Source organism: Mesorhizobium vachelliae (assembly GCF_033977325.1).
Taxonomy (GTDB): domain Bacteria; phylum Pseudomonadota; class Alphaproteobacteria; order Rhizobiales; family Rhizobiaceae; genus Mesorhizobium; species Mesorhizobium vachelliae.
On sequence record NZ_JAVIIR010000003.1, the window covers coordinates 568,717 to 593,619 of the forward strand.

General features: G+C 65.1%; 20 protein-coding genes and 1 riboswitch. Of the genes, 9 read left to right on the forward strand and 11 right to left on the reverse strand.

All coding sequences use genetic code 11. From position 1 onward, the window contains the following. The first annotated feature begins 264 nt into the window (after window positions 1–264). Together RFM41_RS09715 and RFM41_RS09720 are read left to right on the forward strand one after the other, a co-directional pair. Window positions 265–1,563: an adenylosuccinate synthase gene (locus RFM41_RS09715; protein WP_320247097.1), complete on the forward strand. Its 1,299-nt coding sequence runs from the start codon at window positions 265–267 to the stop codon at window positions 1,561–1,563. Window positions 1,564–1,632: 69 nt separating this feature from the next. Continuing rightward, complete coding sequence (locus RFM41_RS09720) at window positions 1,633–3,459, forward strand: hypothetical protein (protein WP_320247095.1); 1,827 nt, start codon at window positions 1,633–1,635, stop codon at window positions 3,457–3,459. Window positions 3,460–3,494: 35 nt separating this feature from the next. Here RFM41_RS09720 and RFM41_RS09725 read toward each other — a convergent pair whose 3' ends face one another. Genes RFM41_RS09725 through RFM41_RS09740 form a run of 4 tightly spaced genes read right to left on the reverse strand, consistent with a single transcriptional unit; the run spans window position 3,495 to window position 6,566 of the window. Next, window positions 3,495–3,794, reverse strand: coding sequence for a CcdB family protein (locus RFM41_RS09725; protein WP_320247094.1), 300 nt, complete (start codon window positions 3,792–3,794; stop codon window positions 3,495–3,497). Further along, window positions 3,794–4,036 carry a type II toxin-antitoxin system CcdA family antitoxin gene (locus RFM41_RS09730; protein WP_320248064.1) on the reverse strand — a complete coding sequence of 81 codons (243 nt, stop codon included), beginning with the start codon at window positions 4,034–4,036 and terminating at the stop codon, window positions 3,794–3,796. The genes RFM41_RS09725 and RFM41_RS09730 overlap by 1 nt, the downstream gene beginning before the upstream one ends. Before the next feature lie 60 nt (window positions 4,037–4,096). Next, a complete protein-coding gene (locus RFM41_RS09735) occupies window positions 4,097–5,911 on the reverse strand; it encodes an ABC-F family ATP-binding cassette domain-containing protein (RefSeq protein ID WP_320247092.1) in 1,815 nt (604 codons plus the stop codon). 10 nt (window positions 5,912–5,921) lie between these two features. Continuing rightward, window positions 5,922–6,566: a thiamine diphosphokinase gene (locus RFM41_RS09740; protein WP_320247090.1), complete on the reverse strand. Its 645-nt coding sequence runs from the start codon at window positions 6,564–6,566 to the stop codon at window positions 5,922–5,924. A gap of 135 nt (window positions 6,567–6,701) precedes the next feature. Further along, window positions 6,702–6,807: riboswitch (TPP riboswitch) on the forward strand. A 43-nt stretch (window positions 6,808–6,850) separates the two neighbouring features. On the opposite strand from RFM41_RS09740, the gene thiB reads away from it, so the two are divergent. From thiB to RFM41_RS09760, 4 genes are all read left to right on the forward strand, one after another. After that, window positions 6,851–7,861 (forward strand): thiamine ABC transporter substrate binding subunit, encoded by a 1,011-nt coding sequence (thiB, locus tag RFM41_RS09745; RefSeq protein ID WP_320247089.1) that lies wholly within the window; start codon window positions 6,851–6,853, stop codon window positions 7,859–7,861. A 237-nt stretch (window positions 7,862–8,098) separates the two neighbouring features. Beyond that, window positions 8,099–9,721 (forward strand): thiamine/thiamine pyrophosphate ABC transporter permease, encoded by a 1,623-nt coding sequence (gene thiP, locus RFM41_RS09750; RefSeq protein WP_320247088.1) that lies wholly within the window; start codon window positions 8,099–8,101, stop codon window positions 9,719–9,721. After that, window positions 9,718–10,506, forward strand: a complete 789-nt coding sequence (gene thiQ, locus RFM41_RS09755) for a thiamine ABC transporter ATP-binding protein (RefSeq protein ID WP_320247087.1) — start codon at window positions 9,718–9,720, stop codon at window positions 10,504–10,506. The genes thiP and thiQ overlap by 4 nt, the downstream gene beginning before the upstream one ends. A gap of 153 nt (window positions 10,507–10,659) precedes the next feature. Further along, window positions 10,660–12,129, forward strand: coding sequence for a M48 family metalloprotease (locus RFM41_RS09760; protein ID WP_320247085.1), 1,470 nt, complete (start codon window positions 10,660–10,662; stop codon window positions 12,127–12,129). Window positions 12,130–12,165: 36 nt separating this feature from the next. On the opposite strand, the gene RFM41_RS09765 is transcribed toward RFM41_RS09760, so the two are convergent. Together RFM41_RS09765 and RFM41_RS09770 are read right to left on the reverse strand one after the other, a co-directional pair. Continuing rightward, window positions 12,166–14,106: a caspase family protein gene (locus tag RFM41_RS09765; protein ID WP_320247084.1), complete on the reverse strand. Its 1,941-nt coding sequence runs from the start codon at window positions 14,104–14,106 to the stop codon at window positions 12,166–12,168. Window positions 14,107–14,271: 165 nt separating this feature from the next. Further along, the gene (locus RFM41_RS09770) at window positions 14,272–15,135 is read right to left on the reverse strand and encodes an RNA polymerase factor sigma-32 (RefSeq protein WP_320247083.1); all 864 of its coding nucleotides are present in this window, start codon (window positions 15,133–15,135) and stop codon (window positions 14,272–14,274) included. A gap of 307 nt (window positions 15,136–15,442) precedes the next feature. On the opposite strand from RFM41_RS09770, the gene RFM41_RS09775 reads away from it, so the two are divergent. The 3 genes from RFM41_RS09775 (at window position 15,443) to RFM41_RS09785 (ending at window position 17,825) form a co-directional block, all read left to right on the forward strand. Next, a complete protein-coding gene (locus RFM41_RS09775) occupies window positions 15,443–16,216 on the forward strand; it encodes an amino acid ABC transporter substrate-binding protein (protein WP_320247082.1) in 774 nt (257 codons plus the stop codon). 161 nt (window positions 16,217–16,377) lie between these two features. Continuing rightward, complete coding sequence (locus RFM41_RS09780) at window positions 16,378–17,058, forward strand: amino acid ABC transporter permease (RefSeq protein ID WP_320247081.1); 681 nt, start codon at window positions 16,378–16,380, stop codon at window positions 17,056–17,058. After that, window positions 17,055–17,825 carry an amino acid ABC transporter ATP-binding protein gene (locus RFM41_RS09785; protein WP_320247080.1) on the forward strand — a complete coding sequence of 257 codons (771 nt, stop codon included), beginning with the start codon at window positions 17,055–17,057 and terminating at the stop codon, window positions 17,823–17,825. The genes RFM41_RS09780 and RFM41_RS09785 overlap by 4 nt, the downstream gene beginning before the upstream one ends. A 77-nt stretch (window positions 17,826–17,902) precedes the next feature. Here RFM41_RS09785 and RFM41_RS09790 read toward each other — a convergent pair whose 3' ends face one another. The 5 genes from RFM41_RS09790 to RFM41_RS09810 form a co-directional block, all read right to left on the reverse strand. Then, window positions 17,903–18,484, reverse strand: a complete 582-nt coding sequence (locus tag RFM41_RS09790; protein ID WP_320247079.1) for a CarD family transcriptional regulator — start codon at window positions 18,482–18,484, stop codon at window positions 17,903–17,905. A 375-nt stretch (window positions 18,485–18,859) separates the two neighbouring features. Continuing rightward, window positions 18,860–19,198, reverse strand: a complete 339-nt coding sequence (gene fdxA, locus RFM41_RS09795; RefSeq protein ID WP_095767304.1) for a ferredoxin FdxA — start codon at window positions 19,196–19,198, stop codon at window positions 18,860–18,862. A gap of 202 nt (window positions 19,199–19,400) precedes the next feature. Then, window positions 19,401–19,787, reverse strand: coding sequence for an RNA-binding S4 domain-containing protein (locus tag RFM41_RS09800; protein ID WP_320247076.1), 387 nt, complete (start codon window positions 19,785–19,787; stop codon window positions 19,401–19,403). Window positions 19,788–19,937: 150 nt separating this feature from the next. Then, window positions 19,938–23,384: a helicase-related protein gene (locus tag RFM41_RS09805; RefSeq protein WP_320247075.1), complete on the reverse strand. Its 3,447-nt coding sequence runs from the start codon at window positions 23,382–23,384 to the stop codon at window positions 19,938–19,940. A 697-nt stretch (window positions 23,385–24,081) separates the two neighbouring features. Continuing rightward, entirely contained in the window at window positions 24,082–24,804 is a 723-nt protein-coding gene (locus RFM41_RS09810) for a beta-ketoacyl-ACP reductase (RefSeq protein ID WP_320247073.1), read from the reverse strand. Window positions 24,805–24,903: the final 99 nt, after the last annotated feature.

A 24,903-nucleotide genomic window follows, 5' to 3' on the forward strand; every position in this document is an offset into this window, starting at 1 on the left:
CAAGTAAATGATGCGAAAGCCGGAATTTGTTGTGCCTGGACCGGGTTGACGTTCGCCGGCGGCGTCGTTTTGATCCGACACTTGGCCGGAGCATGGTCTGTTCCGAAAAGCCGGCACGCGCTCTTGCATTCGCCGACCCTCGGTTCGGGGATCATGCTCCAAGGATGGTTTCGACGGCAAAGAAAGGGTCGCGCCGGCCGGCGCTTGACGCTATAGAGGCCTGTCGTTTCAGGCCGCCCGCGCGGCATTTCAAGGGAAAAGAACATGGCCAATGTGGTGGTCGTCGGCTCGCAGTGGGGCGACGAAGGCAAGGGCAAGATCGTCGACTGGCTGTCGGAACGGGCCGATGTGGTCGTGCGCTTCCAGGGCGGCCACAATGCCGGGCATACGCTGGTCGTCGACGGCAAGGTCTACAAGCTGTCGCTGCTGCCCTCGGGCGTGGTGCGGGAGGGCAAGCTTTCGATCATCGGCAATGGCGTGGTGTTCGATCCGCATGCCTTCGTTGCCGAAGCCAAGAAGCTCAAGGAGCAGGGCGTGGTGGTCACGCCGGAGCGCCTGAAAATAGCCGAAAACACCGCGCTTATTCTGTCGCTGCACCGGGAGCTGGACGGATTCCGCGAAGACGCCGCCTCGAATTCCGGAACCAAGATTGGCACGACCCGCCGCGGCATCGGCCCCGCCTACGAGGACAAGGTGGGCCGGCGCGCGGTGCGGGTGATGGATTTGGCGGATTTGGAAACCCTTCCCTTGAAGGTCGACAGGCTGCTGACGCACCACAACGCGCTGCGCCGCGGTCTCGGCCATCCGGAAGCGACGCATGAGGCGATCATGCAGGAGCTGACTTCGGTGGCCGCCGAGATACTGCCTTATATGGACCGCGTGTGGAAAGTGCTCGACGACAAGCGGCGCGCCGGCGAGCGCATCCTGTTCGAGGGCGCGCAGGGCACGCTGCTCGACATCGACCACGGCACCTATCCCTTCGTCACCTCGTCCAATACGGTCGCGGGTCAAGCCGCTGCCGGTTCCGGCGTCGGCCCCGGCGTCATCGGCTACGTGCTCGGCATCACCAAGGCCTACACAACACGCGTCGGCGAAGGACCGTTCCCGACCGAGCAGAAGAACGAGATCGGCGAGTTCCTCGGCACGCGGGGCCACGAGTTCGGCGTCGTCACCGGACGCAAGCGCCGCTGCGGCTGGTTCGACGCCGTGCTGGTGCGCCAGGCCGTCGCCGTCAACGGCATCAAGGGTATCGCGCTCACCAAGCTCGACGTGCTCGACGGGCTGGACGAGATCAAGGTCTGCACCGGCTACAAGCTCGACGGCGAGACGATCGATTACCTGCCGGCCAGCCAGGGCGCGCAAGCGCGGGTCGAGCCCATCTACGAGACGCTCGAAGGCTGGAAGGGAACCACGGCCGGCGCCAGAAGCTGGAACGATTTGCCGGCGCAAGCCGTCAAATATGTCCGCCATATCGAGGAGCTGATCGGCGCTCCGGTGGCGCTGCTTTCCACCAGCCCCGAACGGGACGACACAATACTTGTGACCGACCCGTTTCAAGACTAGTTTCACAGCCCTTCCCGGCGCTATGGCTGATTTGCGGCCGGCGGGAAAAGAATGCAGGTCACCTGACGCATGGCAGATTTCGTTAGTGTTCTGAAAAAGCAGCTCGACAAGAAGGCGGATCCTTCGTTCGAGGTGCGCAAGCAGATATACGACGGTGCCCGCGCGGTGCTGGCGAAGAAGCTCGCCGAGTATTCCCCGCCGCTCGCGCCCGACGTCGTCAGCAAGCAGAAGCGCTCGCTGGAAGACGCCATCTCCAGCGTCGAGCGCGACTATGTCAAACGCCCTCCGGCCGAGGATCCGCTGGCGGAGCTGGAGCATATTTTCTCTTCCATCGACCGAAACAAAAACCAGCCGAACCACTCCCGCCAGCCGGCGGCGCCCGCGCCTGTGACTGCCAAGCCAGACCCGTTCAAATCCGAACCGTTCAAGCCGGCGGTCCCGCCCGCCAGGACGGAACCGAGCTGGCAAAGCGCGCCGAAGGCGGAGCCCGCGCCGCAAAACGCTGCGAAGGCCGAGCCGGCCTGGCAGAACACGGCAAGGACGGAGCCGGCCTGGCAGGCCGCGCCAAAGGAAGAGCCAGCCTGGCAGAAGGCGGCGCCGCCGATGCCGTCGCCGCGCGAGGACGATGTTGGCCTGGCAGGCATGGACGCGGCCGATGCCGATGATGGCAGCGACGTCTTTGCCAATGACGAGCAGCCGGCGGCGGATACCTTTCAGCGACTGCGGCCACAGCCGCGGGAGCGCAAGCGTGGCTATGGCGGCTTGATCGCCGCTCTCATCGCGCTCCTGGTGCTGGCGGGCGGCGGCTATGGCATATGGCTGAACAAGAATGCGTTCGGCTCGCTCTTCGGCCTTGGCGGCGGCGGGAGCAAGACGGTCTCGACGGAGCCGCTGGTCAAGCCGGCCCCGGCCAAGCCGGTGCCCGAGACGGCCGCGGCGCCGGCCCCCGCCGGCGCCAGCGAGCCAGCCGAGGCGAACAAGTTCACGCAACGGCTGACGCCCGAGGGCAAGGAGACCGATCCCGGTCCCGCCGGCGGACAGGCGACGATCGGAGAGGGCGAATCCGTTGCGGCGCTGACGTCGCGGCCACCGGCCGCGCCGGCAACGGCACCAGCGGCGACCCCGCCTGCTCCGGCCACGCAAACGCCTGGGGCGCCTGCCGCAACGCCGGCGGCGCCGGCGACCAACGCGGCCAATCCGACACCGCCGGCGGCAGGAACCACACCGCCCGCGGCTGGCGCTATGCCGCCCGCGGCTGGCGCCACGCCACCCGCGGCTGCAGCAGCGCCGCCGGCCGCAGCCACGACGCCGCCCGCGCCGGCGACAGCCGAGGCGACCGTCCCGGTCGGGCAGAAGGCGATCTTCTACGAGGAGCGCACCAGCACCCAGCAGGGCACGGCCGAGCCCGGCAGCATCGTCTGGTCGCTGGTGCAGGAATCGCCCGGCGGCGACCTGCCGCCGGAGCCGGCGATCCGCGCCGAGGCGACGATCCCCGGCAAGAATATCCAGCTGCGCTTGACGATCCGGCGCAACACCGACCAGACCCTGCCGGCCAGCCACATCATCGAGATGATCTTCCTGACGCCGGAAGGGTTTGACGGCGGCGGCGTCGACAACATCCTGCGCATCGCCATGAAGAGCTCCGAGCAGGATGCCGGCAGCCCGCTGATCGGCATTCCGGCCAAGATCGCCGACGGCTTCTTCCTCGTCGCGCTCAACGACACCAAGGCCGACGAGGACGCCAATCTGACGCTGCTGAGGGGCCAGGACTGGATCGACGTGCCGGTGGTCTACAAGACCGGACGCCGCGCGCTGCTCACCATGGAAAAGGGCATCCCGGGCGAGAAAGTGTTCGACGAGGCGCTGAAGGCCTGGGCGGCGAAGACGTCGGGGTGAGGTCCGGAATTGCGTAAAAAAAGATAGGACGGGCCTTAAAAACCTTGAAACAGCATATCGAGCGCCGCGATGATATCGTCGTGGTGGCTCGTAAGATTGGTTCGATTTTCGCCGAGTTCGGCCGCCGCGACCGTAGCGATCAGGTGGGTGGCCATCACCATCTTCCGGCCGTTGATCTCGAAGACCGGATGCAGCTTGCGCATTGGCGAGGGTGCTGAGGTCAGCGGCAGAAGCGGAACAACCACGCGAGTCTTGAAGTGGTCTAACAAGTCGGATTGAACGTCGAGCAGATATCCGCCTTCGATGCCGCTGGCGAAGACGTCATAACGCGCCATTAGAATTGCCGATGTTCAGTGAGCGGGATGCCGTGCTTGTCGACATAGTCGTTCCAGGCGTCCATCGTCGCGCGGTTTTCAAGCTTCCACAGCCGCGTCTTCTCGGCGGCGACCGCTTCCGCTATCCCCGCTTCCGCCGCGCGCGATACGTTCACGTTGAGCCCCTTGGCTTCCGCCATGAGCTGAGAATCGATCGACAGATTAGCCGGCTGGCGATTTGCGTTTGTCGCTATCTTGCGCATGATAGTCACCTCGACATGCGCATAGTTTATGCGCATCGGCTCTCCGGCGCAATGAGGGTGCTACCCCTCCATCTCTTCCCGCAGCATCTCCAGCTCCAGCCACTCTTCCTCGAGTGCTGCAAGCGTGGTGCGCTCCTTGTCGAGCGCGGCGATGGTCTTCTGGAATGAGGCCGGGTCGCGTTCGTAGAAGGACGGGTCGGCGATGTTGTTCTCCAGCCGCGAGATCGAGGCCGTCACTGCCTCGATCTTCTTGGGCAGGGAATCCAGCGCGAATTTCTGCTTGAAGGAGAGCTTTTTCGCTGGGCCCTTCGACGCGGCCTGTTCGGCCTTCGGCGAAGCCTCGGTTGCTTCAGCCTTCGACCTTGCCTTGCGGTCTTCCAGTTTCGAGCCGCCGCGCTGCGCCAGCATGTCGGAATAGCCGCCGGCATATTCGATCCAGCGGCCGTTGCCGTCCGGCGCGATCACGCTGGTGACGGTGCGGTCGAGGAAGTCGCGGTCGTGGCTGACCAGGATCACCGTTCCGGCAAAGCCGGCGACCAGTTCCTGCAGCAGCTCCAGCGTCTCCATGTCGAGATCGTTGGTCGGCTCGTCGAGCACCAGCAAGTTCGCCGGCCGAGCCAGCACGCGGGCCAGCAGCAGCCGCGCGCGCTCGCCGCCGGAAAGCTCGCGCACCGGCGTACGCGCCTGCTCCGGCTTGAACAGAAAATCCTTCATGTAGGAGACGACATGGCGCTGCTCGCCATTGACGAGCAGGTTCTCGCCGCGCCCGTCGGTCAGGTAGTGCGCCAGCGTCTCGGCCGGGTCGACGGCTTCGCGCTTCTGGTCGAGCGTCGCGATCTCCAGATTGACGCCGAGCCGCACGGAGCCGGCGTCCGGCGCCAGCTCGCCGGTCAGCATCTTCAGCAATGTCGTCTTGCCGGCGCCGTTCGGCCCGACCAGGCCGACGCGGTCGCCGCGCTGGATGCGGGTCGAAAAACCCTTGACCACGGTGAGGTCGCCGAAGCTCTTGGCGATGCCCTTGGCCTCGATCACCAGCTTGCCGGATTCGGCGGCGTCGCTCGCCATCATGGTGGCCGTGCCCTCGGCGCCGCGATGGCTGCGGAAGCGCTGGCGCATGGCCTGCAATTCGCCGAGGCGGCGCATGTTGCGCTTGCGCCTGGCGGTCACGCCGTAACGCAGCCAGTGCTCCTCGCGCACGATCTGGCGGCCGAGCTTGTGCTGCTCGCGCTCTTCCTCCTCCAGCACCTGGTCGCGCCATTCCTCGAAATGCGCGAAGCCCTTGTCCAACCGTCGCGTCTGGCCGCGGTCGAGCCAGACGGTGGCGCGTGAGACGCGCTCGAGAAAGCGGCGGTCGTGCGAGATCAGGATCACGGCGGAAGAGGCGCGGACAAGCTCCTCTTCCAGCCATTCGATCACGGAAAGATCGAGATGGTTGGTCGGCTCGTCGAGCAAAAGGATGTCGGGCTCCGGCGCCATGACGCGCGCCAGGGCGGCGCGGCGCGCCTCGCCGCCGGAGAGATCGTTCGGCCGCTCCTCGCCGGTGAGGCCGAGATGCTCCATCAGATAGGTGGCGCGGTGCGGATCGTCGGCAGGGCCAAGGCCGGCCTCGACATAGGCGCGCACGCTGGCGAAGCCATCCATGTCCGGCATCTGCGGCAGGTAGCGGACCGTGGCCGAGGGCTGGCGGAAGACCTCGCCGTCCTGCGGCTCGATCATGCCGGCGGCGATCTTGAGCAACGTCGACTTGCCCGAACCGTTGCGGCCGACCAGCGCGATCTTCTCGCCGGCGGATGCGCTGAGCGCCGCGCCATCGAGCAGCGGGGTGCCGCCGAAGGTCAGCTTAATGCCGTCGAGGTTGAGGAGTGGCGGCGCCATGTCTGGAATGTCAGCTTTCGGGAAGAGGATAGGGGTGGGCCAGAAGCAGCGCCCGGCCGCGTTCCAGCGCGATGCCAAGCTGCCCCTTGACCTCGTTTGATATAGTGAGCGAAGAGCCGAACGCCACCTCGACGCGGTCGAGCGGCCATTTGGCGCCGGTGACCGTCAGGCCGGTGAGCTCGGAGAAGCCGAGCACCGAAAACAGGGTGCCGTCCGCATAGTCGAAGGCGGCGCTGCCCGGCAAAACGGGAACACCTTCCTGCGCGCCGCTTGTCAGCAGCACGGTGGTGCCTGCCTCGGCCAGCCGCACGGCCAGCGCCAGATGCAGGAAGGCGTGGTCGGCGCGCTTGCCACCGAAGGCGCCCGCCAGCACGAGGCTGGTGGCGCCGCGCCGGAGCGCCTCGGCGATGGCGAGCTCGCCATCTGTCATGTCCTTCTCGGCCGGAAAGACCTTGCGCGGCACCTCGGCCAGATCCTTTGGCAGGTTCGCCGGCACCGAGTCGAAGTCGCCGACCCACAGCTTGGGCACGAGGCCGAGCATGCGGGCATGGCCGATGCCGGCGTCGGCGGCGATGACGCGCGAGCCAGCGATCTGGCGTTCGAGCCGGGGCGTGCGAATGAGTTCGCCGCCGAGCAGGATGGTGAATGTGCCCATGGCCGTCGCCTTACCAGCCCGCCGGGTGAAACGGAAGCCGGGTGGCGCGGCCTTCGCATCCGAGGTCGGCGCCCGAGCGTTAGATGCCCGGCAAACTTCCGCTTGCGCGCCGCTTCGGCCGGGCCTATCTGTCGAAACGCTCTAACGGGGTGCCGGACGTGATCCGGCTGAGAGGCAGTCAAGCCAACCCGCTGAACCTGATCCGGTTTGTACCGGCGGAGGGATTAGACGTTTCGGACCTTCCGGCGCCTCAATTCCTTGTCACTCGAACGAAGGAGGCGCCGATGCGCGCGATATTGTCCAAGCTTATTCTCGCAACCGGCCTGGTTTCGCTTCTGGCGGGCGTCGCGCCTGCCGAGGCAAAGGACAAGCTCACCGTCTATACCTATGAAAGCTTCACCGCTGATTGGGGCCCCGGCCCGGCGGTGAAGAAGGAATTCGAGGCCGAATGCGGCTGCGATCTCGAATTCGTCTCGGTGGCCGACGGCGTCGCCTTGCTCAACCGCGTGAAGCTCGAAGGCGCGGGCACCAAGGCCGATATCGTGCTCGGCCTCGACACCAATCTTACCTCCGACGCCAAGGCGAGCGGCCTGTTCGCGCCGCATGGCGAAGTCTCCGGCATCAATGTGCCCGGCGGCTGGAAGGACGACACGTTCGTGCCTTTCGACTATGGCTATTTCGCCGTCGTCTATGACACGCAGAAGCTTAAAGTCCCGCCGAAGAGCCTGAAGGAACTGGTCGAGGGAACCGGCGCCGACAAGATCGTGATCCAGGATCCGCGCACCTCGACGCCCGGCCTCGGCCTGCTGCTCTGGGTGAAGTCGGTCTATGGCGACAAGGCGCCGGAGGCCTGGGCCAAGCTCAAGACCAAGGTGCTGACCGTGACGCCGGGCTGGAGCGAGGCCTATGGGCTCTTCACCAAGGGCGAGGCGCCGATGGTGCTCTCCTACACCACCTCGCCGGCCTACCACATGGTGGCCGAGAACACGGAACGCTATCAGGCGGCCTCTTTCGAGGAGGGCGAATACCTGCAGATCGAGGTGGCCGGCATCACCAAGACCGGCGCGAAGAACCCGCTGGCGCAAAAGTTCATCGCCTTCATGACCGGGTCGAAATTCCAGGACGTCATTCCGGAGACCAACTGGATGTTCCCGGCCGGCAAGACCGACAAGCCGCTCAACCCGGCTTTCGACAAATTGGTCAGGCCGACCAAGACCTTGCTGTTCAGCCCCGAGGAAGTCGCCGCCAACCGCAAGGCGTGGGTGGATGAGTGGCTGGCGGTGATGAGCAAGTAGGATTTGCCAATTATCGCAAAATGATCGCTCTACGGCGCCCCCCTCTGTCCTGCCGGACATCTCCCCCACAAGGGGGGAGATTGGCTGTCGTCGACGATTTCGCCAATCGCCGACGTTGCAGGACGGTGCCGAGCGTTGACACTGCTGATCTCCCCCCTTGTGGGGGAGATGTCCGGCAGGACAGAGGGGGGCGCGAAGGAACGCGGCGCTCGCTAATTCAAGCCGACGTGGTGCAGCGTGCAGTCCGCGCCGCGCTCTGACTCCCGCGTCACCGCCGGCATCATCGCCCTCGCGGCAGTCGCCGTGCTCGTCGGCGGCGCCTTCGTCGGGCTCATCCTCGAAAGCGCGCGCGATCCATCCGGTGCACTCGCCGCCTTCGACAGCTACCTCCTGCGCGTCGCCCGCTTCACGCTCTGGCAGGCGCTGCTGTCGACATTGCTATCGGTCGCGCCGGCGCTCATGGTGGCGCGCGCGCTGTCCCGGCACCCGAACTTTCCCGGGCGTCGCCTGATCTTGCAGCTGTTCACCGTGCCGCTAGCGTTGCCGGCGATCGTCGCCGCGCTCGGCATCCTGGCGCTCTATGGCCGCGCCGGATATTTTGCCGGCGTCTTTGCCGGGCTTGGCGGCGGAGAGTGGCCCGGAATCTACGGCCTCTCTGGCATCCTGGTCGCGCATGTCTTCTTCAACCTGCCTTTGGCGACGCGCCTGTTCCTCGAGGCGTTGGGCACCATTCCCGCCGACCAGTGGCGGCTGGCGAGCCAGCTCGGCATGTGCGCCCGGCCGGCCTTCCGGCTGATCGAATGGCCGGCGTTGCGCGCAGCCTTGCCGGGCGTCGCCGGGCTGGTCTTCATGCTCTGCATCACATCCTTCACCATCGTGCTGACGCTGGGCGGCGGTCCGGCCGCGACGACGCTGGAGGTCGCCATCTACCAGGCGCTGCGCTTCGATTTCGATCCCGCGCGCGCCGTGGTGCTGACGCTGCTGCAGATCGCGCTGACCTTCATCGTGGTCGTCGCGCTCATGCGGCTCGGCGCCAACACGGTCGGCGATGCCAATCTGCCGGTGGCGCCGCGCCGCTACCTTTCGGTGGGCCGGCTCGAAAGCGTGCTGAACACCTGCCTCATCGCGCTTGCCCTGCTGTTCGTCGCCGGGCCGATGCTGGCGACCGTGTTCTCAGGCCTGGAGGCCGATCTCGGCCGGCTTGCGGGTGAAGAGGCGGTGCGCCGCGCGACGCTCACCAGCGCGGGCCTCGCCTTGCTTGCGGCGCTGCTCAGCGTGACCCTGTCGCTGGCATTGATCGCGTCGCGGCGCGCGCTGGCCCTGCGGCGCCGCTTGGGGAACGCCATGTCGCTGCTCGAACATGCCGCCGACACCGGCGCCGGCTTCGTGCTCGTCGTGCCGCCGATCGTGCTTGGCGCCGGCTGGTTCCTGGCGCTCCGTAACGTCACCGATGTCTTCGCCGTCGCGCCGGTCATGGTCGTCGCCGTCAATGCGGTGATGGCGATGCCCTTCGCCGTCCGCACCATTCGCCCGGCCTATGACGCGGCGAGCGAGCGTCATGAGCGGCTTTGCCTGGCGCTCGGCATATCCGGCTGGAGCCGGCTCAGCCTGATCGACTGGCCGTCGCTGAGGCGCCCCCTGGCCACCGGCTTTGCCTTCGCCATGGCGCTGTCGCTCGGCGATCTCGGTGCGATCGCGCTGTTCGGCAGCGATTCCGTGCAGACCTTGCCCTATCTGCTGTTGGCGCGCATGGGCAGCTACCGAACAGCCGACGCCGCGGGACTTGCCTTGCTGCTCGGCCTTGTCTGCCTGATGCTGGTGGTCGCCGCCGATTGGCTGGGGCGGGAAGGAAAGTCATGACGACGACCATCGACGGCGCCGCCGCGCAAAAGGGCCTCACCGTCGCGCTGGATGGCGTCTCGTTCAGCTATGGCGAGTCTTCCTTCCGCTTCGATGCCGAATTCACGGCTGGAAGGATCACCGCCATCATGGGGCCGAGCGGTTCCGGCAAGTCGACGCTGCTCAATCTGATAGCCGGCTTCGAAACGCCCGATGCGGGCAAGGTGCTGATCGGCGGCATTGATATCGGCGACACGCCGCCTTCGGCGCGACCGGTGTCGATGGTGTTCCAGGAAAACAATTTGTTCGCGCATCTTTCCGTCGAAGCCAATGTCGGGCTCGGCCGCTCGCCGTCGCTGAAACTCGGCGACGCCGACCGCATCGCCGTCGCCGAGGCGCTGGCGCGTGTCGGCCTGGCGGGTAAGGAAAAGCGGCTGCCGCGCGAGCTGTCCGGCGGCGAGCGGCAGCGGGTGGCGCTGGCGAGGGTGCTGCTGCGCGACCGGCCGGTCCTGCTGCTCGATGAGCCTTTCGCATCGCTCGGCCCGGCACTGCGCGACGATATGCTCGATCTTGTCGCCGGCATCCATGCCGAGCGCGAGATGACGGTGCTGTTCGTCACGCATCAGCCGGAAGATGCGCGCCGCATCGGCCAGGACGTGGCCTTCCTCGACGAGGGCACGATCGCGGCGACCGGGCCGGCCGACGAATTCTTCGATCGGTCTGGACCGGATGCGTTCAGGCGCTATATCGGCGATCGAGGCGGCACCGTTGCCGGATCACAACATATTGCCCGGAAGCGGACATAATTTACGGCCAAACCGGCAACGGGTGATCCGGCGTTTGCTTGCCTTGTCCGGGGGAGTGTGGCTAGGTCCGGCCATGCTGGTCCGGCCGAGCCGTGATTTGCCGAAAGATTTCGAAAGGAAGCCGATCTGTCGACCGGCGCTGAGAAAGTGTGGATGAGGCCACTGGCACGATTTTTCGCGCTGGCGGGCGTTGCCGTGGCGCTGGCCAGCTGCCAGATGTTGACGCCGCCGGACGTGCAGGAAAGCGGCTTCCAGCCTTCCGACAAGCCGATCACCGTCGACAATGTCGTTGCCAACGCCAAGCTCGCCGAAATGGCGAAGGCGCAGCATCCGCGGATTCTCGCCACCTATGGCGGCGAATATTCCGATCCGAAGCTTGAGCGCATGGTGGCCAAGGTCGTCGGCAATCTGACGGTCGTGTCGGCCAACCCGACCCAGACCTACCGCATCACCATCCTCAACTCGCCCAATGTCAACGCCTTCGCGCTGCCGGGCGGCTACCTCTATGTGACGCGCGGGCTGCTGGCGCTCGCCAACGATTCCTCCGAGCTTGCCGCGGTGATCGCGCATGAGATGGGCCACGTCACCGCCAATCATGGTCTGCAGCGGCAGCAGCTCGAGGCCGAGGAAGGCCTGGCGACCAAGGTGGTTTCCGACGTGCTCGGCGACAGTCCGACCGCCAAGGCGGCGCTGATCCGCGGCAAGCTCAGGCTCGCGCAATTCTCGCGCAACCAGGAACTCCAGGCCGACGCCATCGGCATCAAGTCGATCGGAGAGGCGGGCTACGATCCTTATGCCGCCGGCCGCTTCCTGCAGTCGATGTCGGCCTATACGGATTTCCGCTCGGTCAGCGGCGCTACCGATGCCAGCCTCGATTTCCTGGCGACGCATCCCAACACGCCGCAGCGCATCGAGCTGGCGCAGCGCCTTGCGCGCAATTTCGGCCCGCCCGGGGTTGGCACGCGCGACCGCGACGCGTTCCTTGCCGGCATAGACGGCCTGCTTTACGGCGACACGCCGGAAGAAGGTTATGTGCGCGGCCAGACCTTCATGCACCCCAATCTCGGTGTCTCCTTCACCGTGCCGGACGGCTTCGTCATCGACAATTCGGCGGCCGCGGTGACCGCGACCGGGCCGGGCGACATCGCCATCCGCTTCGACGGCGTGGCGATCGACAAGTCGGTCTCGCTCACCGATTACATCCGCAGCGGCTGGGTGGCGGGGCTCGAAGACGCCAGCGTGCGCCAGGGGACGGTCAACGGCAACGAGGCGGCGATGGCGCATGCCAGCGCGCAAGGCTGGCAGTTCGACATCGCGGTCATCCGCGCTGGCGGCCAGGTCTACAGGCTGCTGACGGCCGCGCCCTCGGCCAGCACCGCTCTGGACCCCGTCGCGCGCTCGGTCAGCGGCTCCTTCCGGGTGCTGAGCCCGGCCGAGAAGGCGGCGCTGAAGCCGCTGCATATCCGGGTCGTCACCGTCCAGGCTGGCCAGACCATGGGCTCGCTCGCAGCCCAGATGGTCGGCGTCGACCGCAAGCTCGACCTGTTCCGCGTGCTCAACGCCATGTCGCCTGGCGCCAGCGTATCGGCCGGCGACAAGGTCAAGATCGTCACCGACAAGTAGGAAAGACCGTCAGGTTCCCACTTCGGGAGACATGCCTTAGTCGCTATTGCCTTTGCCGCCGCCGCCGTTGCCCGGATGATCGGAGCTATTGCTGCCGGTCCATGGCGCCCTGCCGCTGTCGGTCGGCACTGGATCGGCCGGCTGTGGGACAGGCGCTTTAGGTGGTGTCTTCGGCTTCGGCGCCGGCACGCGGACCTCCTTTATCTTTGTGATGACCTTCGGGGCCTTGCACGCCAAGACCACAGGAGTGCTACGCGCGGGGCGCGAGGGAAGGCCCAGGATGCCCATTGAATACACGTCCTGCCGCTCCATGCCGGCCTTGAGGAAAGCCAGCGCGCGGTCCGGGTCGGTGGGCACGCCATTGCGGCCTTCCTTGAAAATCATCGCAAGGTTCTTCATGGCATCGACATGCCCCATCGCCGCTGCCTGGAGCAGCAGGTCCAACCCCTTGCCGGTATCACGCTGGACGCCGAGACCGTCGAACAAAGCGCGGCCCCAGACGGCCATGGCGTAGGGGTCTCCCTTGTCGGACGCTTTCGAATAGAGGTCGTTCGCCTTCGACAAGTCGACAGAGGCGATGGAGCCGAGCGTGAACAAAGCGCGGATATGTCCCTTGTCCGCGGCCTCTTGGATCGCCTGCCTGGCTTCGTCGACCCTGCCCGACGTCAGCAGCGCCCGCCCCAGCTCGTAACGGAAGCGCGCAATATCGGGATAGGACTTCACCGCCGTCTCGCAAGCTTCCACCGCTCCGCTGCCGATCTCGTTCGGCAACCGGCCCGGGACGACGCCCTGCAGGTCAAGTGGCTCGCCGGCTGCCTGGTCGCAGGGATCGACATTCGGCGACAGTCTCACCGTCGCCTGCCTCGCGGCATTGCCCGCGCGGATCTCGAAGCCGATGTCGGCGGGAGCGGCAGAGCCGACCTGCGGCTCGTAGCGCAATTTGTCGACCTCGGCGGCCGTCAGGGTCGATTGCGGCGAAAGCCCGCGATCGGGCAGGGACAGCGTTCCGGTCGCCGGGTAGCTCGCAAGCTTGAGGCTGATCGCGGCACCCTTGGCCGGGAAATCCAGCTTCAGCGGAACCGGGCCGACACCGACCGGGACGCGGATGTCGCGATTGCCCATCGCTTCGGCGGCGGCCGCGACCTCAATTCCGCGCTCCGCCGTCTGCTGATCCTGCTCAGCGTCGGGTGCCGCCGCCGCGGGTTGCTCCGTCCCGCGCATCAGCACGACGTCATCGAGCAGCGAGGAATTCTCCCACGGAACCTGCTTGCCGTTGGTGGCCTTGACCACATCGCGACGCACGGCCGCCATGACCGAGCGTATCTCCTGGTTCGGCGTCAGCGCGCGGCGGGAGAAGGCCGATGAAAACGGGCTGAGATCGCCGGATCCGTCATAGGCGACGGCGCCGGGCTCGGTGGCAAAAGCGATCAGCGTGTTCTGCGAGCCTGTCACCTGCGCAAGTCCGGTGCCATCGGCGACGATCAACTGGTCGCGCAGCCAATAGTCCTTGCGCGGGAAAGGATCGTTGCGGCAGGCATCGAGGATGATCATCTGGATCTTCGATCTCGAGCGCAGCTGCCGCAATATGTCGTCGACCTTGATGGCCTGGACTTCCATGTCGGCCGCATCTTTGAGCGACGCGTCGACCGGGATCAGGAAATTCTCGCCGCCGATCTGGAAGCCGTGGCCGGAATAATAGACGACCGCCAGGTCGGCGCCGTCGGCGGCCGCGAGATAGTTGCGGAACTTCTCTTCGAACTGAAGCCTGGTGAGGTCCTTGGCGGCGAAGACCTCGAAACCGGCCAGCCGGAATGTCTTCGATACATCCTCGGCGTCCTTGTCGGGATTCTTCAGGGCCGGGATTTCGCGGTATTGCGAATTGCCGATCACGAGGGCCACCCTTCGATCGGCATGCGCCTCGAACGTCGTGAGACCCACGAGGATCATGGCAGCAAGGAGCGCGCAGCATCGCAGCATGGCGAATCCTCCATATGTTGTGATCTGGAGGCTTCAGAGAGGCCAATGCGACGCAATGGTCTGTTAAAGACCTCACAATCCAGAATACGGATGAAGGAAAACTGCCCCGATGGCGATATTTTCTTATTTACTCAATTGCTTATTGAATTCGAGCGCTGATCGGCTTCAGGCGGCTTCCGCCAAAAATTCCGGGTTCTGTTTCACCAGGGCCAGCTTCAGCTTTTCCATGGCGCGGGCCTCGATCTGGCGGACGCGCTCCTTGGAGATGCCGAGCTGCTCGCCAAGCGATTCCAGCGTGGCGCCGTCATCGCTCAGCCTGCGCTCCTCGATGATGCGAAGCTCGCGGGCGTTGAGCGCGCCGAGCGCGCTCTTCAGCCAGACGGCCCGGCGCTGGACATCGATCCTCTCGCCGACGATCTCGTCGGGAAGCGGGTCTTCGGAGACCAGGAAATCCATCCGCTCGGCGGCGCCGTTCTCGTCGGCCAAGGGCGCGTTGAGCGAGCTGTCGGGCGAGGACAGGCGCGAATCCATCATCGCCACGTCGGCTTCCGGCACGCCGAGCGCGGCCGAAACCTCGCGGTAGAGCGAGGCGTTGGAGAGCGGCTCGGCGCCGTTGGCCAGCCTTGCGCGCAAGCGTCGCAGATTGAAGAACAGCGCTTTCTGCGCCGAACTGGTGCCGCCGCGCACGATCGACCAGTTGCGCAGGATATAGTCCTGCATCGAGGCGCGGATCCACCAGGTGGCATAGGTCGAGAAGCGCACTTCGCGCGCGGGCTCGAAGCGGGCCGCCGCCTCAAGCAGGCCGACATGGCCTTCCTGGATCAAATCGCCGAGCGGCAGGCCGTAATGGCGGAATTTCGAGGCCATGGAGATGACCAGGCGCATATGGGCGACGGTGATCCTGTTCAGCGCGTGCTGGTCGTTCTCTTCCTTCCAGCGGAGCGCAAGCACATGCTCCTCGTCGCGCTCGAGATAGGGAGCCCTCATTGCCGCCCGGACCAGTGTCCGTCCTGCCGCGTCCTCGATCATACCGGCTCCTGTTGGCGGCGATTGCACTAACAACGGTTGAAAAGACGCCGCCGCGCCCTACAACAGCCATGCAACGTATCAGGCGCATGGATGGTTCCGCCGCCCGAAGGGGGCAGATGTTGCCAGCGGGAACATTTTGTTATCTGCCGGGAAAAGCCGTTTGGCGGATTTCTGGCCGATTTTGAGAACCAGATTTCTGGCAGAGCCGATATTTGAAATCTGGTTCCTTATTTTGCAGCCTTCTATCTGTCAGTTTCCGGCTCTCACAATCGCGCCGGGGCACCGGTCAAAACGGGATCACAGAAAAATGAAATGGCTCAAACCGCTCCTTATTGCCGGAACGTTGCAGGTTCTGGCGATCACCGCCGGCCATGCCGGCGCCAATCTCGACCAGATCAAGCAGGCCGGCGTGCTCAAGGTCGGCACTGAAGGCACCTACGCGCCCTTCACCTATCACGACGAGTCCAATGCGCTGGTCGGCTTCGATGTCGAGATCGCCAAGGCCATCGGCGACAAGCTCGGCGTCAAGGTCGAGTTCCTCGAAGGTAAGTGGGACGGGCTGATCGCCGGCCTCGACGCCAACCGCTACGATGCCGTCATCAACGAGGTCGGCATCACCGACGCCCGCAAGGCCAAGTATGATTTCTCCGATCCCTACATCGCCTCGAAGGCGGTGCTGATCGTGCGCGGCGACAACACCGACATCAAGACCTTCGCCGATCTCAAGGGCAAGAAGTCGGCGCAGTCGCTGACCTCCAATTTCGGCAAGCTCGCCGAGAAGAACGGCGCCGAGCTCGTCGGCACCGACGGCTTCGACCAGTCGATTCAGCTTCTGCTCACAGGTCGCGCCGACGCCACCATCAACGACAGCCTGTCCTTCCTCGATTTCAAGAAGCACAAGCCCGACGCCAATGTGAAGATCGCCGCGCAGGAAGAGAATGCCGACTATTCCGGCGTCATTGTGCGCAAGGGCGATCCGGAGCTGGTCGCGGCCATCAACAAGGCACTGGCCGACATCAAGGCCGACGGCACCTATAAGAAGATCGCCGACAAGTATTTCGGTCAGGACGTTTCGAAGTAAGGCAATCGTCCTTTGTTCGGATAATGGCGGGCCGTCAAAGACGGCCCGCCATTTTTTACACGACATTCATCGGGGCCGTCTTTGACGGCTCGCCGGTTTTTGCGTGATAGTCAGGCCATACGGGGGAACGCGCCGCCGTATCTGGAAGGGAGAAGCGCCCCGTGCCGCACTGGCTGCAATTGATGCTGGAATCATTGCCGACGCTGCTATGGGCGGCGCTGATCTTCACCGTGCCGCTGACGCTCCTGTCCTTCGCGCTGGGGCTGATCGCCGGACTGGTGACGGCACTGATCCGGCTGTTCGGCCCGAAGCCGCTGGTCGCGCTGGTGCGCTTCTATGTCTGGATTTTTCGCGGCACACCGCTTCTGGTGCAGCTCTTCCTTATCTTCTACGGCCTGCCGTCGGCCGGCATCCTGCTCAATGCCTTTCCCGCCGCGCTCATCGGCTTCACGCTCAACATCGGCGCCTACACCTCCGAGATCATCCGCGCCGTGATCGGCTCGGTGCCGAAGGGCCAATGGGAGGCGTCCTATTCGATCGGCATGACCTGGAGCCAGGCGATGCGGCGCACCATCCTGCCGCAAGCCGGCCGGGTCGCGGTGCCGCCGCTTTCCAACACCTTCATCTCGCTGGTCAAGGATACCTCGCTCGCGGCGGCGATCACGGTGCCCGAGATGTTCCAGGCCGCGCAGCGCATCGTCGCCACCACCTACGAGCCGCTGATCCTCTATGTCGAGGCGGCGGCGCTCTATCTCGCGTTGAGCTCGGTGCTGTCGGCGCTGCAGGCGCGGCTGGAGGTGCGGCTCAACCGCTATGGCGGGTTCCTGGAGGCCAACGCATGATCGGCCTCACCGACATCGAAAAGCGCTTCGGCGACAATCTGGTTCTGAAAGGCGTCACCGTCAGCCTCGACGAGGGCAGCGTGACGGCGCTTGTCGGTCCTTCGGGCGGCGGCAAAAGCACGCTCCTGCGCTGCATCAACCTCCTGGAGATCCCGACGTCCGGTTCCTTGCGCATCGGTGACGAGACCCTTGCCTTCCATCCTGGCATCAAGGTGCCGGCCAAGGACGTCCAGCGCATCCGCCTGCAGACCGGCATGGTGTTCCAGAATTTCCAGCTCTTTCCGCATCGAACGGCGATCGAGAATGTCATGGAAGGGCTGGTGACGGTGCTGAAATGGCCTGAGCCGAGGGCGCGCGAGCGGGCGCTGGCGCTGCTCGAGAAGGTCGGCATGGCGCACAAGGCCGACGCCTGGCCGGCGACGCTGTCAGGTGGCCAGCAGCAGCGCGTGGCGATCGCCCGGGCGCTGGCGCCGTCGCCGCGCGTGCTGCTCTGCGACGAGCCGACCTCGGCGCTCGATCCGGAACTGGCACAGGAAGTGGTCGACGTGCTTGGGCAATTGGCCCGAGAGGGCACAACAATGGTGATGGCCACGCATGATCTCAGGCTCGCCTCCAAGATCGCGCAGGAGGTCGTCTTCCTCGATGCCGGCTCGATCGTCGAGAAGGGCCCGGCCGCGGTCGTGTTCGACAATCCGGAGCGCGAGCGGACCAAGCGCTTCATCGCTTCGCTCAGGCAGGAAGAGGCGCAGAAGGAAGCTGGCGGCTGAACTCCGGGGAGGAAAGAGGCTCCAGAAACAAAAACCCGGCGCGAGGCCGGGTTTTTCATATTCGATGAGCGGAAAGCTCAGGCAGCTTCTTCCTGCTCGGCTTCCTCGTTGTCGGCCTTGGCGCCGCGCTTCGGACCCTTGTTGAGGTTGACCTCGATGAGGCGCACCGCCTCGGTCTCCGACATGCGGTTCACCGCGGCGATCTCGCGGGCCATGCGGTCGAGCGCGGCTTCATAGAGCTGACGCTCGGAATAGGACTGCTCCGGCTGGTTGTCGGCGCGGTAGAGGTCGCGCACCACTTCCGAGATCGAGATCAGGTCGCCGGAATTGATCTTGGCGTCATACTCCTGGGCGCGGCGCGACCACATGGTGCGCTTGATGCGGGCGCGGCCCTGCACGACCTTCAGCGCGCGGTCGACATAGTCCTCTTCCGACAGCTTGCGCATGCCGATCGAGGTCGCCTTGGCGACCGGCACCTTCAGCCGCATCTTGTCCTTCTGGAAATCGATGACGAACAGTTCCAGCTTGTGGCCTGCCACTTCCTGTTCGTCGATCGCCACGATCTGGCCGACGCCATGCGCCGGGTAGACGATGAACTCGCCGGTCTTGAAACCGTGACGCGCTGCGCTGGACTTCTTCTGCGGGGTGATCGTTGCCATTACGCCCTGAACTCCTTAGTTGTAGCGCCGGCATGGCGGCGCCGGCTAAAACCCACGCGATCGGCGACAGCCGACCGTTAGCCGCGCAACGGGATGAGCCCACCGGAAAAGCAGGGACCGGCATATCGCACGAATGCGACCGCCTGCCCCAGATCGCTCTGGTCCGGATCTAAAAGCTCACCTTTCAGTGATTTGGGGCGTTAGCGCCATAAATCGACGTCGTGTCACCGGCATGTTTCGCTTATGTAACACAAAAAGTCGGAAGAATCAAGGTTTTGCTGCGTTCGCTAACGCCAAACAGGGTCGCTGCCTGTCAAGACAGCAATTGTATCGGCCACGTTACGTCGCGTCAGGCCGGGGTTGCCGGCCGCTATATCAATCGCCCTCGCCGGGCTCCGCCGAGAAATATTTCTCGAACTTTCCGGTCTCGCCGTCAAAGGTCTTGGCGTCCGCCGGCGGCTCTTTCTTGGCGGTGATGTTGGGCCATTTCTCGGCATATTCGGAATTGATCTGCAACCATTTGTCGAGGCCGCCCTCGGTGTCCGGCTTGATCGCGTCGGCCGGGCATTCGGGCTCGCACACGCCGCAGTCGATGCACTCGTCGGGGTGGATGACGAGCATGTTCTCGCCCTCGTAGAAACAGTCGACCGGACAGACCTCGATGCAGTCCATATATTTGCATTTGATGCAATTATCGGTCACGACATAGGTCATTGCAGGCTCCGGACGTCCCATTTTGTTGGGCTTTTTGGCTGAGGTAACGCCTTTGCCCGCCGCATGCAAGGGCAGGGATTGCTGGCGGAGCCAGGGGTCCGGAATAGAGTTCCAATCGGAAAGGCAGATCGAGGTCACCCAGCCTGACCGCCGCGCATGTTTCCTGGAATTGCTCCGGCCCCGCCCCTGGGCCGCTTATGTCTCAATCATCGCCGAGCAGACGGTCGGTCTGCCGCCGCTCGCGTTTGGTCGGGCGGCCGCTGCCGGCCTCGCGTAAGGCTGGAATAGCATCGGGAATCGCCCCGCCTTTGGGCGTCGGCGCCGGCGACATGTCCTCGTAGAGCAGCCGCGCTTCGTCGGCCGGGCCGCGTCGCGTGCCACAATTCACGACCTTCCAGACCAGGATGCGGCCCTCGAGCGTGATGGTGAGCACGTCGCCGGGCTTGACCAGATCGGAGGCCTGCGCTGCTTTGTCGCGATTGATGCGCACGCGCCCGGCGACGACGATTTTCGCCGCCAGGGACCGCGATTTCACCGCGCGCGAGAAGAACAGCCATTTGTCGATGCGCTGGCGGCCTTCTCCAACCATCGGGCTAACTTTGCTGGAGCATGATCTGATCCGAAAACCGGTTCCCACTTTTCGCTGACGCGGTCCTTCGGTTCGGGATCATGCTGTCTCTTCGTTGGAGCATGATCTTATTCGAAAACCGGTTCCCACTTTTCGGGATCATGCTTGAGCCTATTTCTTCAGCTGGTCACGCAAGGCGGCGAGCTTGGCGAAAGGCGAATCCGGGTCGAAGCGCTGCGGGCGTTCCTCGCGCGGCTTGCCCTGGAAGGCCGGCTTGCCACCAGAAGCGTTGCCCTTGCCCTCCTGCCTGTTGCCCTTCCAGTCGGGACGGCCCTCGCGGCGGCCCCCGCCCCCTTCGTGACGATCCGGGCGCTCGCCTTGCGGCCTGCCTTCGCGCCGATCGCCTGTCTCAGGCCTCGGCTTGAACTTCGATCGGTCGAAGCGCGGCTTGCCGGCGCCGTCGCGGCGACCTTCGTGCGCCGGCTTGTCGCCAGGCTGGCCGCCTCCGGCGCCGGCCTCGCGTGTGGGCTGGCCGCCGCGCGGACGATTGTCGCGGCGGTGACGCGGACGCTGATGGTCGAAACGCGCCTGGCGCCACAGAAGGACAGGCTTCGGCTCTTCAGCCTCGTCGGGAGTTTCGCCGGCCTTACCCTCCCCCTCATGGGGAGATTCGGCGCGCAGCGCCGGGGCGGGGGGAGCGCCAGCGGTATCGGTGTTATCTGCATCGTCGGCGCTGTCACCCCCACCCGCGTCGCTTCGCGCCGCGACCTCCCCCATCGAGGGGGAGGTAAGGGCGTCGGCGCCTTCGGCCGACTCAAGCACTGCAGCAACGGGGGCCTCCACACCGGGAGCCTCTTCCGCGGCCTCGGCCGCAACTTCTGCCGGCTCTTCAACGGCAGGTTCCGCTGCTGCTTCCGAGCTGGCTTCGGCCGGAACTTCCGCGACGGGTTCCGCTGCCGCTCCCGCGACGGCTTCAGCCGGAGCTTCGACGGCTGCCGGCTCCGAGCCCTCGGCCGTTGCCTCTGCGACTGTGCCGGTTGCCGCAGCTTGCGCTTCCGCCGCCCGCGCGGCGCGGGCCGTCTCTTCCACGGCAAGCTTGGCCGCGGCCGCATCGCGCGCGGCGGCGTCGAGCGCGTCGAGCTTCGCTTTCACCTCGGCGGCCGGCTTTGCCTCGGAGCGATAGCCGAGGCCCTTGAGGATCTCTTCCATGTCGTCGGTCGTGGCGCCGAGGATCGACATCATCGGCGGCGTCACCATGAAGGCATGGCCGTCATAGGCGCCGTCCGGGCGCTGGCCGAGGCCGGGCTTCCAGTTGGTCGCCGGACGGATGAGGTCGGCCAGCCGCTCGAGGATATCGACGCGCACGGCGCGGCGGCCGAGATTGCGGTAGCCGGCGAGCTTGTAGAAGGTCTTGTCGAAGGCCGGGTCGATGACCACCGAGGTGCGGCCGGACGCCAGCGCATGCACCACGTCGCCGAAGCCGGGCTTGTCCTTACCGTCGTTCTTCAGCGCCCAAAGCAAGGTCACCAGGCCGGCCGGCGCCGGCTTGATCAGCGCCGGCACGAAGACGTGGTAGGCGCCGAAGCGCACGCCGAGGCGGCGGAGCGCTGCGCGCCCCTCCTGATCGAGCGACTTCATCTCCTCCGCGATGTCGCGGCGGTTGATCAGGCCAAAATGCTCGACCAGCTGGAAGGCGATGCCGCGCGCGATGCCGGTGATCTGGTCGGCATTCTTCAAATCGACCAGCGGCTTCAAAAGCGACTCGATCTGGAAATTGACGAAACGCTCGGCGCGCGCCGCGACTTTGTCGCGGGCAGGGCCGGTCAGCTGCTCGTCGGCAAGCAGCACCAGGCGCGGCTTCAACGCCTCGTCGCCGGCGACCAGCGTGCCGATCGGCGCGCCGATCCAGCGCAGCACGCCGTCCGAGCCGAGCGCCAGGTCGCCATTGGCGCAGGCGGCAAAGCGTTCGGCGCGCGCGTCGAACTCGGCCGCGAGCGCCTTCTGGGCGGCGGTGCGCACCGCCTTGGCGTCCTCGCCGCCGGCGCTCTGGTCGGCGGTGAAGCGGAACCCCTGCAACTCGCCGACATGATGACCTTCGACGAGGACGGTTCCAGTAGGGCTGATTTCGGCTTCAGGCATGGTATTTTCTCTAAGGCGCCGCATGAGGACGGAAGTCCTGCGGTCTACGAAGCGTTTCGTCAACCGCTCATGCAGCGCATCCGACAATCTGTCTTCGATTTCGCGCGTCTTTTCCTGCCAGTGTAGCTGATCGGCCAGCCAGCCGGGGCGGTTGGAGACGAAAGTCCAGGTGCGGATCTGCGCGATCCGGTGCGAGAGCGTGTCGATATCGCCTTCCGTCGTGTCGGCGCGCCGCACCTGCTCGGCCATGTAATTCTCATCGACATGGCCGTGGCGCGCAAGGTCCATATAGATCGAGGCGATGAGGTCGGCATGCTGCGCTGGCGCGATCTTGCGGTAGTCGGGCAGCGCGCAGGCTTCCCAAAGCAGCGCCACGCGTTCCTTGCCGGTGGCCAAAGCGCGGATATCGCCGTCGCGCGACAGGTGGTCGAGCGCCTGCGCGTCCACCGCCGGCAGCGCGCGTGTCAGCCCTTCGACCGGCGCATTGGTCTCGATCGAGCGCTTCAGCGCGTCGAGGCTGGAAAAGTCGAAATCGGCGGTGCGCCACTGCAGCACCTTCACCGGGTCGAAATCATGCGCCTCGATCTTCTTGACCAGATCCTCGTCGAACGGATCGACCTGGCCGGTGACGCCGAACGTGCCGTCGCGCAGATGCCTGCCGGCGCGGCCGGCGATCTGGCCGAGCTCGGCGGCTGTCAGGTTGCGATATTGATAGCCGTCGAACTTGCGGTTCTGGGCGAAGGCAACGTGCTCGAGGTCGAGGTTCAGGCCCATGCCGATGGCGTCGGTGGCGACGAGATAGTCGACATCGCCGGACTGGAATATCTCCACCTGGGCGTTGCGGGTGCGCGGCGAGAGCGCGCCGAGCACGACGGCAGCACCGCCCTGCTGCCGGCGGATCAGCTCGGCGATGGCATAGACCTCGTCGGCCGAGAAAGCGACGATCGCCGTGCGCCGCGGCAGCCGGGTGAGCTTCTTCGAGCCGGCATAGGCAAGATGCGACAGCCGCGGCCGCGTCACCACCGATACGCCCTTCAGCAGCTTCTGCAGTATGCCGTGCATGGTGGCGGCGCCCAGCAGAAGCGTCTCCTGGCGGCCGCGCAGATGCAGGATGCGGTCGGTGAAGATATGGCCGCGCTCGAGATCCCCGGCGAGCTGCACCTCGTCGATGGCGACGAAGGCGGCGTCGGTCTCGCGCGGCATCGCCTCGACGGTGCAGACCGAATATTTCGCGCCGGCAGGCACGATCTTCTCCTCGCCGGTGATCAGCGCCACCTTGCGGGCGCCGACCTTCTCGCAGACGCGGGCATAGACCTCGCGTGCAAGGAGCCTCAGCGGCAGGCCGATGATGCCTGTCTCATGCGCGACCATGCGCTCGATGGCGAGATGGGTCTTGCCGGTGTTGGTGGGGCCCAGCACGGCCGTCACGTCGCGGCCCGAAAGGATCAATGGCTGGGAGTGTTTCGGCTGGATGTTCATCGGCTCGGAAATAAGTCTTTCTGCCGCTTTTGGTCGGAAGCGCGGCGCCGCCGCCGCGTGTGACAGCCGACACATAGGGATTTAGGACGCCAAGCGAAAGCGGAATGTTCTTCTCGGGCGGGCGGGAATGGACGCGCCGACCTAAACCGGCTGTCGTTAAGAGCTGGAACGAGTCTGGAACGAATCAGCGACGAATCGCTGACTCGTTCTGATTCAGGTTTTGTTCACGGCTATATGTGGATTTTTTGACGCCGAGTCTCACCACATGCTGAATCGCGAAACTGGCCCGATTCCTGCGTGGCCTCCGCCGGACCCTGGCCATCGTTAACCTTTGCCGGTGAACGGTCGCGGTCGACCTGACCCTTGTCTTCAAGGTTATGAAATTGTTGATTTTTCTTAATCGCTTTTAACGAATTCGGTGATGTTTGCGTCGTCCGCCGTTAATTTTTCGGCCAAAGCCAGAACGAATCGGCGACGAATCAGCGATCTGGTTATTTTCCCGGTTTGTTCACCCCTAGATATGGTGTTATCCACAGCTCGCCCACCGAAAATTCACAGCTTGTGAACGGGTTGCCCACAGGGCCCGGCCGCGGCCGTTAACCTTTGCGTGCCGAATTGAGGCAAGGTGTCGCGCCGAGCTTGCCGGCGCGCAAAAAAGGCGGCTCCGTTGCCGGAGCTGCCTTGGCGGTGGTGCGTATCAGGTGATGTACTGGCCGCCATTGGCGGTGATGGTCGAGCCGGTGATGAAGCCCGCCTCGTCCGACGCCAGGAAGACGACGCAGCGCCCGATCTCCTCCGGCTCGCCGAGGCGGCCGACCGGGATCTGAGCGATGATCGACTCCCGCACTTTTTCCGGCACGGCCATGACCATGTCGGTTGCGATGTAGCCGGGGCAGATGACGTTGACAGTGATGCCCGCGCGAGCCCCCTCTTGGGCCAGCGCCTTGGTGAAGCCGATGTCGCCGGCTTTCGAAGCCGAATAATTGGCCTGGCCCATCTGGCCTTTCTGGCCATTGATCGAGGAAATGGTGATGACGCGGCCGAACTTGCGGTCGCGCATGCCGCTCCACAGGGGATGCGTCATGTTGAAGACGCCGGAGAGGTTGGTGTCGATCACTTCCTTCCACTGCGCGGGCGTCATCTTGTGGAACATGGCGTCGCGGGTGATGCCCGCATTGTTGACCAGCACGGCGACCGGACCGAGATCGGCCTCGACTTGGGCGATGCCGGCGGCGCAGGCGTCGTAGTCGGCGACCGACCATTTGTAGACGGGGATGCCGGTCTCGGCCTTGAATTTCTGGGCCGCCTCGTCGTTGCCGGCATAGTTCGCCGCGACCGAATAGCCGGCCTTCTTCAAGGCCACCGATATCGCCGCGCCTATGCCGCGCGACCCGCCCGTGACGATTGCTACCTTCGACATTTTTTGTTCCTCCCTTTTTTGATCGGAGGAGCGAACAGGGAGTAGCGAATAGCGAGTAGGGACCTGATATCCCGCGGCGCGACGCTTTTTTTCTTCCCT

Excerpts from the sequence above, each read along its gene's own strand:
- RFM41_RS09715 (WP_320247097.1), top strand. The coding sequence starts at position 265 with ATGGCCAATGTGGTGGTCGTCGGCTCGCAGTGGGGCGACGAAGGCAAG.
- RFM41_RS09740 (WP_320247090.1), bottom strand. The coding sequence starts at position 6,566 with ATGGGCACATTCACCATCCTGCTCGGCGGCGAACTCATTCGCACGCCC.
- thiQ (WP_320247087.1), top strand. The coding sequence starts at position 9,718 with ATGACGACGACCATCGACGGCGCCGCCGCGCAAAAGGGCCTCACCGTC.
- fdxA (WP_095767304.1), bottom strand. The coding sequence starts at position 19,198 with ATGACCTATGTCGTGACCGATAATTGCATCAAATGCAAATATATGGAC.
- RFM41_RS09720 (WP_320247095.1), top strand. The coding sequence starts at position 1,633 with ATGGCAGATTTCGTTAGTGTTCTGAAAAAGCAGCTCGACAAGAAGGCG.
- RFM41_RS09775 (WP_320247082.1), top strand. The coding sequence starts at position 15,443 with ATGAAATGGCTCAAACCGCTCCTTATTGCCGGAACGTTGCAGGTTCTG.
- RFM41_RS09805 (WP_320247075.1), bottom strand. The coding sequence starts at position 23,384 with ATGAACATCCAGCCGAAACACTCCCAGCCATTGATCCTTTCGGGCCGC.
- thiB (WP_320247089.1), top strand. The coding sequence starts at position 6,851 with ATGCGCGCGATATTGTCCAAGCTTATTCTCGCAACCGGCCTGGTTTCG.
- RFM41_RS09790 (WP_320247079.1), bottom strand. The coding sequence starts at position 18,484 with ATGGCAACGATCACCCCGCAGAAGAAGTCCAGCGCAGCGCGTCACGGT.
- RFM41_RS09760 (WP_320247085.1), top strand. The coding sequence starts at position 10,660 with ATGAGGCCACTGGCACGATTTTTCGCGCTGGCGGGCGTTGCCGTGGCG.
- RFM41_RS09765 (WP_320247084.1), bottom strand. The coding sequence starts at position 14,106 with ATGCTGCGATGCTGCGCGCTCCTTGCTGCCATGATCCTCGTGGGTCTC.
- RFM41_RS09810 (WP_320247073.1), bottom strand. The coding sequence starts at position 24,804 with ATGTCGAAGGTAGCAATCGTCACGGGCGGGTCGCGCGGCATAGGCGCG.
- RFM41_RS09800 (WP_320247076.1), bottom strand. The coding sequence starts at position 19,787 with ATGGTTGGAGAAGGCCGCCAGCGCATCGACAAATGGCTGTTCTTCTCG.
- RFM41_RS09785 (WP_320247080.1), top strand. The coding sequence starts at position 17,055 with ATGATCGGCCTCACCGACATCGAAAAGCGCTTCGGCGACAATCTGGTT.
- RFM41_RS09725 (WP_320247094.1), bottom strand. The coding sequence starts at position 3,794 with ATGGCGCGTTATGACGTCTTCGCCAGCGGCATCGAAGGCGGATATCTG.
- RFM41_RS09730 (WP_320248064.1), bottom strand. The coding sequence starts at position 4,036 with ATGCGCAAGATAGCGACAAACGCAAATCGCCAGCCGGCTAATCTGTCG.
- RFM41_RS09770 (WP_320247083.1), bottom strand. The coding sequence starts at position 15,135 with ATGATCGAGGACGCGGCAGGACGGACACTGGTCCGGGCGGCAATGAGG.
- RFM41_RS09735 (WP_320247092.1), bottom strand. The coding sequence starts at position 5,911 with ATGGCGCCGCCACTCCTCAACCTCGACGGCATTAAGCTGACCTTCGGC.